The following is an 11639-nucleotide window of genomic DNA, read 5'->3' as shown; positions in this document are numbered from 1 at the left end:
TCAACAAAAAAGGACACTAGATGCAAATGCAGAAAGTATCCTTTTACAGACTAGCTTATAGCCGTCTTGAGTAACAAAAATAATAAAATAAAAGAGAAAACCTTTTGTTAGTTAACACAGAATCTATCGGGACCGGGAATTAAACCCTCAATGAGGGATTAAAAAATCGAGCTTAGCCCGCCTAATGTTTCGGGCAGACCCGGAAATAAAACCTCAGTGAGGGAAATTGAAATTATGGAAGAACTATTACTTCCCTGTTTAAATAAACAACTTTTCGGAATTGAATGTTATGGCTGTGGTGGCCAGCGCTCAATATTGTTACTATTAAATGGAGATTTTCATGGAGCATTTTTTATGTTCCCGGCTATCTATCCGATATTGATCTTGCTTGGCTTTGTGGTTTTCAACCTTTTTTATAAATTCCAAAAGGACTATTTCATCAAAATAACGCTTATACTAATTACTGCAATTGTGTTAGCTGTTAGCTATTTAATTAAAATGTATTATTTTTTCAACTAAAACCAACCAATAAACGAATTCAACTTATGGAATTAAACAAACAAGAATTACCTAATGCCACTCTAATACTAATTTTAGGAATATTATCTATTATAGGTTGCTGCTGTTACGGCATTGTAGGCGCGATATTTGCAATTACAACCTTGGTCTTAGCTAAAAAGGCCATGGAAATTTATAATGCAAATCCCGAACTGTATATGGGATATCAAAATGTAAAAATAGGTCGCATCCTGGCAATTATTGGCTTAGTGCTAAGCGTCTTGTTTTTGCTGACTATTATTGGAGCGCTAATATTTTATGGAGGAATGGAAGGTTTAGAAGAATTCCAGCGCGAGATGATGGAGCAACAAGGAATGTAATTAAGTTCTTTTAAATATAAAGCCCAGAAATATGATATTTCTGGGCTTTATATTTTCACCTTACTTTATAGGAATTCTTGACTTCTCGTCACCCTGAGACCCGTGATAAAAAATTATCTAACGGAGGGAATTGACGTATGAAAGATGCTGAAACGAGTTCAGCATGACGGAAGTCAAAACCGGTATCGTCACCCTGATACCAGTGATAAAAAAAATTATCTAGCGTAGGTTTTTGACATATGATGGTTCATAGTAGGTTTATCTTCTTAAGTACAACTTCTTTTTTGCAAGTGTAGTAGTTCCACGGCGTAAAATTTTCGAAGCCTTGGAGAAAATTTAGCCGTGGAAGTACGGTTCTAATTATGCGGTAGAATAATTGGAAACACCTACAAAAAAGTGTCCTTTTTTTGGTTCGTTTTTTTGGAGATGCAAAAAAATGAACAATCTTAAAAATTAAACAGATCTTTACCGACCAGAGGGAGTGTATTCCAGATTCTTGAAATTACGTCAATGGTAACTTGTTTCAGGGTCTCAGTGAAATATTTTAAGCCAATTTTTCTATCATCGTTTCTAAAGATATTTTTTCCTGATCTCCGGAAACCATGTCTTTAAGTCCGTAGACTTTATTATTCATCTCTTCTTCACCTGCCAGGACCACAAATGGAATTTCACGTCTATTGGCATAATTCATTTGTTTCTTCATTTTGGCTGCATCTGGATAGAGCTCTGCAGCAATTCCTGAATCTCTTAATTTCTGAACAGCTTTCAAACCATAAAGGGCTTCCTTTTCACCAAAGTTTATAAATAATACTTTAGTATTAGCTGTAACCGTATCTGGAAAAAGATCGAGTTCTTCCAAAACAAGATAAATTCTATCCAATCCGAATGAGATCCCAACTCCGCTCATGTCTTTTAAGCCGAAAATGCCCGTAAGATCGTCATATCTTCCACCGCCGCCAATAGAACCCATCTTAACAGTGGTTGGTGGAGCAACTTCAAAAATAGCTCCTGTGTAGTAATTTAAGCCTCGCGCTAAGGTCACATCCAGATCTAAAACCGCCGATTTCAATGGCATTTCAGAAATCACATTCTGAATAAATTCCAATTCTTCAACACCTTTCATACCTATTTCTGAATTAGAAAGGATTTGCTTCAGCACTTCCACTTTCTCTCCAAAATTGCCTTTCAGCCCAAAAATTGGTTGAATATTCTGTAATGCTTCCATGGAGATCCCTTTTTCAAGCATCTCTTTTTTCACACCATCTTCTCCAATCTTATCTAACTTATCTAATGCAACAGTAAAATCTATCAATCTATCTTGCTCTCCAATCACTTCAGCAAAACCGGATAAAACCTTTCTATTGTTAAGTTTTATAGTAACACCTTCAAGACGAAGATTAGTAAACACTTTATCATATAACTGAATGAATTCTACTTCTTGCCAAAGGCTGTTACTCCCAACCACATCTGCATCACATTGAAAGAACTCTCTAAACCTTCCCTTCTGTGGTCTATCTGCTCTCCACACTGGTTGGATCTGGTAGCGCTTAAACGGAAACTCTACCTCACTTTGGTGTTGTACCACATATCTAGCAAAAGGAACCGTAAGATCGTACCTCAAGGCTTTTTCGCTGATAGAAGGCGTAAGCTTAAGGCTGTCTGAATTACTATAAGCTTCTTGATCTGCTTTTTTAAGAAAATCTCCTGAATTTAGGATCTTAAAGATCAACCTATCCCCTTCTTCCCCATATTTTCCCATCAAAGTATCTGAATTTTCAAAACTTGGGGTCTCAATAGGTTGAAATCCAAATTTTTCGAATTGTGCTTTAATCGAATTCATTATATAAGTACGCTTAGAAACTTCTAAAGGAGAAAAGTCTCTGGTGCCTTTTGGGATCGATGGTTTTTGTGCCATAATTTTATTTTGTGATATACTGGTGAATGTATTTTTACTTCAACTCAAATGAGTACAAGGACATCAATATTTTCAACAGTTCTTTCAATTTTATTAATGCTGCAAATATCTTAATTTTTGAATGAACCGAAACAAATTTCAAAATTTAAGTAACATATAGGTATCTTGATAGTCTAATCTTTTTGTTAGACCCGATATATTATGTTTCAACTTTTTAAAGAAAATGTAAGAATTGCTTTTGAATCTATTAAAAGTCAGATTCTTAGAACGATACTCACCGTATTAATTATAGCTATTGGAATAACCGCCTTGGTTGGTATTCTAAGTGCTGTTAGTGCTTTAGAGAATACTATTAGCAGTGATTTTGCTTCCATGGGTTCTAATACTTTTAATTTACAACGTTACGAATTCGTTACTCAACAACGTGGAGGCGACGAAAAGGAAAAAATAAATCCAATTTTATCATACAGAGAAGTTCGAACTTTTAAAGAGAATTTTGTTTTCCCTAAAACTCAAACTTCCCTTTCCTTTAACGGAACTGGAAATGCCGAAGTAAAATATGAAAGTGAAAAAACAGATCCTGAGGTTTCTGTGATAGGAGTGAACGAAAATTTTCTCACCAACTCTGGACTAAAACTGGAGAATGGTCGTGAATTCAATTATTTTGATATTCAGAATAACAACAAAGTTGCAATTTTAGGAGCCGATTTTGCTGAAGGACTTTTCAAGAACATGAATCCAATTAACAAAACAATAAGCGTTCGCGGGGCGAAATTCCAAGTTATTGGAATTTTAGAATCTAAGGGCTCTACCTTTGGAAACAATCAAGATCTACGCGTTTTGATCCCTATAGAAACAGCGAGATCCATTTATACTCAACCGAATATCAACTACAACATAAGTGTTAAAGTTGATGATAAGGAGCTAATGGAAAGTGCACAAAGTGAAGCAATTATCACTTTCAGAAATATTCGCGGTCTTAATCCTGTGGAAGACAATAATTTTGGAATAGAAAAGAGTGACGATCTTATTAATAGAATTCTCTCGATCACCGGCTATCTAAATATTGCTGCCTGGATCATTTCTATTATTACGATCTTCGGCTCCTCAATCGCCTTAATGAATATTATGTTGGTTTCTGTAGCAGAAAGAACTAGAGAAATAGGAATTCGGAAAGCATTAGGTGCCAAGAAAAGCACTATCGCTACTCAATTCTTCATGGAAACCCTTATTATCGGTCAATTGGGAGGACTTTTGGGAATTATACTCGGAATTTTAATTGGATACGCGGTATCATCTGTAGCCGACTTTGATTTTGTAACTCCTTGGAAAGCGATGTTATGGGCAACCGGAATTACTATTTTAGTGGCGATACTTGCGGGAAGTTATCCTGCTAACAAAGCTGCCAAACAAGATCCTATAGAATCCTTGAGGTACGAATAATTAATTATTCTCTACCATATCATTAAAATACTCGAACAATTTCCCTTTAGTAATAACAGCACCTTGTTTTATCAAAGCAAAAATATCTTTATTTCTATCCTCGCTCACCGCTTTGGTAGAAGTATAAAGATTCACCGCATCATTCAATAAATTGCTTTGAAGCCATTGATAGCCTTCTCTGGTAGTAACATCTATTGCTTCATTCTCCACTTTTACGGCGACAAGTTTAATTTCTGCCATTGTAATATTGAACAAATACATTTGGTGTTTAGAAAAATGTTCCAGGTAAGTTACTTTCTCTAAAACCCCTTCCCAAATAAGATCACTAAAAACATCTAATTCATCTTCAGCAACCTCAGGCTTATCTTTTTTGATCTTTTCCCACTCATCTGCAGTGATAGATTGAGAGGCCAGAAAATTTATAAATTCCTGATGTAATTCTTCAAATTGTTCTTTGGTAAGTCTATTATATTTCATCTTTAAATCCTGAAAGGTTAAAATATACATTTCTTCATTTGTATAATTTAAGAAGAAATAACATTTTTAATATGTTCACTTTAAAATAAGTATAAAAAAAAGCTGCTCAAAAAATATCAGTGATATTCTTTAAGCAGCTCTAAATAATTTATTTGATTAAGCCTCAGCTACAACGTCAAAACTAAAGGTAGAAATCACTTCACGATGAAAACGCAAAGTAGCTTCATATTGTCCTAAACGCTTGATGTTTCCACCGGCGATCGTAATATATTTTTTCTCCAATTCTACTCCTTCTTTTGCTAATGCATCAGATAAGTCTCCATTGGTAATAGATCCAAACATCTTGTCTCCACCACCTGCTTTTGCAGTAAGTTTCATTTCCAATCCGTTTAGTTTAGCAGCTTGTTTTTTAGCTGCATCTATATTCTTTTGCTCTTTAAAAGCTTGTTGCTTAATAGTTTCAGCTAATACCTTCTTTGCTGAAGGAGTTGCCAAATCTGCAAAACCTTGAGGAATTAAAAAATTTCTACCGTAACCATGCTTCACAGTTACCATATCATTTTTAAATCCTAAATTGTCTACGTCTTTTTTAAGTATCAATTCCATAATTGCCTCTTTCTTATTTTAATAAATCGCCAACATACGGCATTAATGCTAAGTGACGAGAACGTTTAACCGCTACAGCCACTTTACGCTGATATTTTAAAGAAGTTCCTGTTAAACGACGTGGTAACAATTTACCTTGCTCGTTTACGAAGCTCAATAACCAATCTGCATCTTTATAGTCGATATATTTAATACCAGATCTCTTAAACCTACAATACTTTTTAGCTTTGTTGGTTTCTATATTTAACGGAGTTAAATACCTGATTTCTCCGTCTTTTTTTCCTTTTGCTTGTTGTTCAATAGATGACATAACTACGCTTTTTCTTTGTTTCTATTTCTTCTTTTCTCTGCCCAAGCAATAGCATGTTTATCTAAACGTACAGTTAGATAACGCATCATACGCTCTTCTCTTCTGAATTCTACTTCTAAAGGATTGATTACCTCTCCTGGAGCTTGGAATTCGAATAAGTGGTAAAATCCACTTTTTTTGTGTTGGATTGCATAAGCTAATTTTTTTAGCCCCCAATCTTCTTTGGATACCATCTTGGCGCCGTTAGAAACAAGAAAATCTTCATATTTCTTAACTGTCTCCTTTATCTGTTCATCAGATAAAACGGGATTCAAGATGAAAACAGTTTCATAATGATTCATAAACTATGATTTAAATTAATTTGGCTGCAAAAGTAACACTATTTTTATTATATGCAAAGTCTTTCTTATTGCGTCTTAAGTGTTTTATGCACTTCAAATAGAAAAATGGTGTTTCATCGAAACCTAATTTCTATTTATCTTGTATTAGTAATATTTAATGAGTAATATTGTTAATACTTAACCTTATCAAGACGTGGACGAAATTTTACTTAAATGTGCTGTTGTGGATGATTCTAACTTACAACGTTTATCGATTGTTAAGCTTATAATGGATCACCCTAACTTAAAAGTGGTTGCACAGTACAACAATGCAATAGAAACCAAGAACGGTTTATTAGATACAGAGGTAGATCTTATATTTCTAGATATTGAGATGCCAATCCTTTCAGGCTTTGACCTTCTGGATGATCTTCCAAATAAACCTCAAATTATATTTGTTACTGGGAAAACAAAGTATGCCTTCAAAGCATTTGATTATGATGCGGTAGATTATATTCATAAACCAGTTAATAAAGAGCGTTTTAATAATGCAGTTGCAAAGGCCATTAATCTTTACCAGTTAAAGACCAATGGTGTTCCTGTTGAAGATGAAAATTTCATCTTCGTAAAAAGCAACCTTAAGAATAGAAAGGTGTTTCTTAGTAAACTAAAGTATATAGAAGCTTTAGGGGATTATGTGAAATTTGTAACCGAAAAGGATACGTTTGTAGTGCTTGCAACTATGAAATCTTTTGAACAACAATTACCCTCAGATAAGTTTTTAAGAATTCATAAATCTTATATTGTAAACCTTGAAAAAGTAGAACGTTATAATAGTAAGAATATAGAGATAGATAAGCAGCAACTGCCGCTAAGTAGACATAAGAAAGCAAATCTTATAGAGGCTTTGAGCTCAATGTAATAAATTCTAAACGTTAAAAAAGAAATAGCTGCTTTTACTAAGGGATCTAATTATTATAATTAAGGATCTAAAGCTTAGGAAGGATCCACATTAGAGATTACCCTTACACTTCTCCACATTCCAACTGCTTTAAAACTAGTTAAGATTTTATGAATATACTTTTTCGTTTTTCCCAATGATTGGTTAGGCGGTATCTTTAAAAGTATGTTCTTATAGTATTCATTTCGTATTCTTGCCACTGGGGGAAATTCCGGGCCTAAAACATTTTCCTTAAAAACATTGGCCAAAGACTTAGCTATCCAATCTGCAGCATCATTGGTCTTAGAATAATCCTTACTCTTTATAGTGAATTTTATAAGCTTATAATAAGGAGGATATTGATATTGATAGCGCTCTTCCAGCTGTTCCTTATACATTTCTATATAATTATTTTCTGAAACCTGCTTTACAATTTGATGATGCGGATTATAAGTTTGAATGATCACCTTCCCTCTATTCTTAGTTCTTCCAGATCTCCCCGCAACCTGAAGCATTAACTGAAAGCTGCGCTCATGTGCTCTAAAATCTGGGAAATTCAGTAAATTATCTGCATTCATAATACCCACCAATCTCACTTTTCTAAAATCGAGGCCTTTACTTAACATTTGGGTTCCAACTAAAACATCTATACTTTCCTGTTCAAAAGCGCTTATTATTTTTTGATGCCCATGTTTTCCTCGTGTGGTATCTAAATCCATACGCCCAATCTTTGCCTCTGGAAGTAAGGATTTTAATTCTGTTTCAATTTGCTCCGTTCCAAAACCTTTAGTAGTAAGCTCTACGCTCTCACAAGCCATACATTGCTTTTGCATTGCCATGTGGTAGCCGCAATAGTGACATCTCAACTGATTGCTCTGATTGTGGTACGTAAGGCTAACATCACAGTTGGGACATTGCGGGGAATGGCCGCAGGTAAGGCATTCTAAAATAGGAGAATAGCCTCTTCTATTCTGAAACAAGATCACCTGTTCTCCTTCTTCCAATGTTAATTTGATCTCTTCTAATAATCTATCAGAAAAATGACCTGTCATTCGCTTCTTCTTGTATTTCTCTTTAAGATCTACAATCTCAATTTCAGGTGGTGATACATTTCCATATCTTCTATCTAGAGAAACAAGTGTGTATTTATTATGGGTTGCATTATAATAAGTTTCTAAAGAAGGGGTTGCAGATCCCATAAGCACTTTGGCATCATGAAATTTAGCCAAAACTACAGATGCATCTCTCGCATTGTATCTTGGTGCAGGATCAAATTGCTTAAAAGTGGTCTCATGCTCCTCATCTACCACAATAAGACCCAAATCTTGAAAAGGAAGAAATATGGCGGAGCGTGCTCCTAAAATGATCCTCGCTTTTTCATTATCGTTTAAAACATGCTTGTATACTTCCATACGTTCATTCACAGAATATTTACTGTGATAAACTAATACCTGTTCTCCAAAAAAGGACTGCAAGCGGGAAACCAATTGAGCTGTTAAGGCTATTTCAGGAAGTAAATAAAGAACTTGCTTCCCTTCCTTGATCACTTGCTCTATAAGTTTTATATAGATCTCTGTCTTCCCAGAAGAAGTAATTCCATGAAGCAAGCAAACATCTGTGTCTTTGTAAGCTTCGGTTATTTCATTAAATGCAGTTTGTTGCCATTCATTTAAAACCATTTTTTGGTCCACATCATCTATGTCGAATTGGATTCTATCCTTTTGTAAATGGTATTCTATTAAAATCTGCTTATCTATTAGACTCCTAATAACTGCAGTAGAAGTTCCACTAGCTTCAGAAAGCACTTTTAATTCGAGTGGTTTCTTGGATTTCGCTTGAAGCTGAAAAAGAGTTAATATTACTGCTTTCTGTTTAGGTGCCTTGGTAAGTTCATCTAGCAAAAGGTGCATTTCTTTTTCTGAAAGGTACTTTTCATTCAGTTTTACATAGCGTATCAACTTGGGCTTATATTGCTCGAAAATTTCCTGATTAACAACCACAATACCTTTAGAAACTAATCTATTGATAACAGGAAGTACCGTTTTCTTATCTAACAACTGCATGATCTCTTGGATCTTAAGAGAAGATTGCCTTTGCAAGGCTTCGTAAATTAGATATTCTTGATCGCCTAGATTTTCTTCTTCCCCATTCCCAGATGGTACTAGCTGAATTAAACTTTCACTTTCCAACAAGAAGCCTCCAGGGAGAGCTGCCTTAAGCACTTCTCCTTCTGCACACATATAATAAGAAGAGATCCAGTTCCAAAATTTCAACTGATTATCAGTAATAATCGCGGAATCATCAAGGATCTGTTCAATCTCCTTGGCTTCATATTTCTCTGGTGCAGTATTGTGAACGGAAGCAACAATTCCAGTATATATTTTAGATTTTCCAAAAGGCACTGCAACTCGCATTCCTGGAGTCAATACTTCAGACTCGGCTTGGGAAATTTCATAAGTAAATTGCATTTCTAATGGAAGTGGAAGAATTACATTTATATAAAAACCCATGCAGTAGCTTTAAGTTGGTTAACAAATCTTTGAGAATCTGTACTTCTCAGTGTTTTAAAAGATTGACTTTTCTAATGATTATCTATCTAAGTGTCGTTTAAGTCTTTGAAACATCCCATTTTACTCGCTGATATATTTTAAAACAATACACTCAAGAAAACTGATACTCATACAAATTTAAACTTCTTTTTACTGCAAATAAAAAATCCACTCTTTAAAAGAGTGGACTTTTTAACAATTCTAATTTTTAGAATTTTATTCTGCTCGTATCCAGGTTTGTGTTCGGTAAAAAAAAGAAATATACCCTCTCACGTTTAATCTTTTAGGATTATCTTCATCTAGCCAGACTCTGCATCTATATACCTTCCCTGTTTTAGGATCGGTTACAGTTCCTCCAGAATATTCGCCATCATCATCTTCTAAACCGGTCATAACAACCATGCCTTCAATTGGCTTATTTTTAAGTTCACCTTCGCACTCGGTACAAACCTTGTCTCGATCTTCTTCTTTCAAGATCCGCACTACTTTACCGTGAAGCTCCTCTCCCACTTCAAATATTTCTATTATGGAAGTAGATTGCCCAGTTTCTTCATTTACAGTTTTCCATTTTCCAAGCACTGTTTGTGCTTGAGCATTAAATGCAAAGCCAAGAGAAAGCAAAATAATTAAGCTTGAGGTTTTCAATTTCATAATTGGAATAAGTCTAGTCGTTTTTAATTGTTTCAATTAGCTTTTACCTAACATTGCTTCTTTAAGATCTTTATCGGCTGGTTTATCAGATAACCAGATTCCAAATAAACCTTTCTTAAATTCCTTTCCAGGAATGGTTCCAAGCAACTTATTGTTTTTGTAAACTTTTACACCCTCTTTAGGAAGATATACCATATCAAAAATGTCCCCTTTTTGGATCTCTTCTGAAAAATAACTTTTGAATTGAGCAATTTCTGAAGAAATACCTGAAGTCTTGCCACCTGTAGCATTTTCGAAACCTTCATCTACCGCATCGATCATTTTATCACTGGTAATTAAATTGGAAACCATATGAAGCTTAATTGCCATAGGCTGATTCCCATTTATAATTCCATTGGCATCAGCATTTTTTTTATCCAAATATAAAGCACCAGCATACATATCCATCCAGAACTTTTCTCTCACTCCTACTCCATTCAGCGCTAATTTTTCACCTTCAAAAGTAACAGAGTTTGGCAAAGTAACACCAGCTGCTTTTGTTTGAGCAGGTGCAGAAGTAATAGTTACCATTGCGAACAATAACAATAAAACATTTTTCATTTTAATTTGAGTTTAGTTAATTAATTAATTTAGTTTTCTTTTTCATTTTAAGTAATGAGGCATTCAATTCAAAACCGAGCAACAATATATTAGAATTTAACCATATATACACCATAAGTACTAAAAGAGCTCCTATAGATCCATATAATTCGTTGTATCTACTAAAATTTTCGATATACAGACCAAACAAATACGTGTTTAGCACTATTAATATAGTAGTAAACAATGCTCCTGCCGAGAAAAATCGTGAATGTCTTCCTTCTCTTGTACCCGAATAATATAATGTTGCAACGGCAGCATAGATCAATAAAATAAATGCAGTGTATTTCACTAATTTAGGTGACAAGCTTCTCTCTCCAAAAATCTCTAACTGGCTAATATCATCTACTGCGTAAGTGAGATAAACCGCTAATATTACAGTAATTAACAACAACAATGCCATGATTATAGAAACCCCTATAGCTACCATATATTGTCTTATAATAGACCTATTGGAGATGGTATGAAAAGAATATTCAAAACCAGTGAAAATTGAATTCACCCCATTTGTCATTAAAAAAATCGAGAGGATAAAAGTAACAGAAAGTAAACCTCCACGGGGAGTGCTCGCAATATCGTAAAATACATCATTAAAAAATTCTGAGGTAGTTGGCGGTAAAAGCGAATCCATAAATACCAGGAATTGTAACTGGAAATCGTCTATGAACTGAATGTAAGGGATAAGGTTTAATATAAATAGAAGAAACGGAAAGAGCGCCATAAAAAAGCTAAATGCAATAGCACTTGCTCTAGTAGAAAAAGTTCCTTCTATAATCCCTCTAGAATAGATCACCCAAAGATCATGCAAGGTTAAACCCTCTAAACCTGGAAGTGTGATTTTACTTGTTCTATACTCCCATGCCTCAGATATTTTAACTAACAATGATTTGGAAGATTTTTTAGCTTGCATC

13 protein-coding genes are annotated in these 11639 nt (G+C 34.5%); 4 read left to right on the top strand and 9 right to left on the bottom strand.

Annotation, left to right across the window (positions count from 1 at the left end; translation table 11 throughout):
- Positions 1–234 precede the first annotated feature (234 nt).
- Both ES724_RS15300 and ES724_RS15295 read left to right on the top strand, forming a co-directional pair.
- Complete coding sequence (locus ES724_RS15300) at positions 235–519, top strand: DUF2752 domain-containing protein (RefSeq protein WP_146934574.1); 285 nt, start codon at positions 235–237, stop codon at positions 517–519.
- 26 nt (positions 520–545) lie between these two features.
- Positions 546–878 carry a CCC motif membrane protein gene (locus ES724_RS15295; protein WP_146934571.1) on the top strand — a complete coding sequence of 111 codons (333 nt, stop codon included), beginning with the start codon at positions 546–548 and terminating at the stop codon, positions 876–878.
- Positions 879–1422: 544 nt separating this feature from the next.
- Here ES724_RS15295 and hisS read toward each other — a convergent pair.
- Positions 1423–2793 (bottom strand): histidine--tRNA ligase, encoded by a 1371-nt coding sequence (gene hisS / locus ES724_RS15290; RefSeq protein ID WP_146934568.1) that lies wholly within the window; start codon positions 2791–2793, stop codon positions 1423–1425.
- Positions 2794–2994: 201 nt separating this feature from the next.
- Between hisS and ES724_RS15285 the strand changes: the two genes are divergently transcribed.
- A complete protein-coding gene (locus tag ES724_RS15285) occupies positions 2995–4236 on the top strand; it encodes an ABC transporter permease (protein ID WP_026838828.1) in 1242 nt (413 codons plus the stop codon).
- Here the strand turns inward: ES724_RS15285 and ES724_RS15280 are convergent, their stop codons facing one another.
- From ES724_RS15280 to rpsF, 4 genes are all read right to left on the bottom strand, one after another.
- On the bottom strand, positions 4237–4713 hold the full coding sequence (locus ES724_RS15280; protein WP_026838829.1) for a DUF6495 family protein: 477 nt from the start codon (positions 4711–4713) through the stop codon (positions 4237–4239). It abuts the gene before it with no gap.
- A 156-nt stretch (positions 4714–4869) separates the two neighbouring features.
- Positions 4870–5319 carry a 50S ribosomal protein L9 gene (rplI, locus tag ES724_RS15275; protein WP_026838830.1) on the bottom strand — a complete coding sequence of 150 codons (450 nt, stop codon included), beginning with the start codon at positions 5317–5319 and terminating at the stop codon, positions 4870–4872.
- A gap of 13 nt (positions 5320–5332) precedes the next feature.
- A complete protein-coding gene (gene rpsR, locus ES724_RS15270) occupies positions 5333–5629 on the bottom strand; it encodes a 30S ribosomal protein S18 (protein WP_026838831.1) in 297 nt (98 codons plus the stop codon).
- 2 nt (positions 5630–5631) lie between these two features.
- Positions 5632–5970: a 30S ribosomal protein S6 gene (rpsF, locus tag ES724_RS15265; protein WP_010229179.1), complete on the bottom strand. Its 339-nt coding sequence runs from the start codon at positions 5968–5970 to the stop codon at positions 5632–5634.
- Between the two features lie 223 nt (positions 5971–6193).
- Here rpsF and ES724_RS15260 point away from each other — a divergent pair, with 223 nt between their 5' ends.
- Positions 6194–6871, top strand: a complete 678-nt coding sequence (locus ES724_RS15260) for a LytR/AlgR family response regulator transcription factor (protein WP_394345078.1) — start codon at positions 6194–6196, stop codon at positions 6869–6871.
- 74 nt (positions 6872–6945) lie between these two features.
- On the opposite strand, the gene priA is transcribed toward ES724_RS15260, so the two are convergent.
- The 4 genes from priA to ES724_RS15240 all read right to left on the bottom strand — a co-directional run bounded on the left by priA (position 6946) and on the right by ES724_RS15240 (position 11638).
- On the bottom strand, positions 6946–9399 hold the full coding sequence (priA, locus tag ES724_RS15255; protein WP_146934562.1) for a replication restart helicase PriA: 2454 nt from the start codon (positions 9397–9399) through the stop codon (positions 6946–6948).
- A 255-nt stretch (positions 9400–9654) separates the two neighbouring features.
- Positions 9655–10089: a DUF2147 domain-containing protein gene (locus tag ES724_RS15250; protein WP_146934559.1), complete on the bottom strand. Its 435-nt coding sequence runs from the start codon at positions 10087–10089 to the stop codon at positions 9655–9657.
- A gap of 36 nt (positions 10090–10125) precedes the next feature.
- Complete coding sequence (locus ES724_RS15245; protein ID WP_146934556.1) at positions 10126–10689, bottom strand: chalcone isomerase family protein; 564 nt, start codon at positions 10687–10689, stop codon at positions 10126–10128.
- 16 nt (positions 10690–10705) lie between these two features.
- Positions 10706–11638 carry a YihY/virulence factor BrkB family protein gene (locus ES724_RS15240; protein ID WP_146934553.1) on the bottom strand — a complete coding sequence of 311 codons (933 nt, stop codon included), beginning with the start codon at positions 11636–11638 and terminating at the stop codon, positions 10706–10708.
- Position 11639 lies beyond the last annotated feature (1 nt).

The organism is Gillisia hiemivivida (assembly GCF_007997295.1).
Taxonomy (GTDB): Bacteria; Bacteroidota; Bacteroidia; order Flavobacteriales; family Flavobacteriaceae; genus Gillisia; species Gillisia hiemivivida.
The sequence above is the reverse complement of the archived record's forward strand: the minus strand, read 5'-3'. Positions and strand labels throughout refer to the sequence as shown.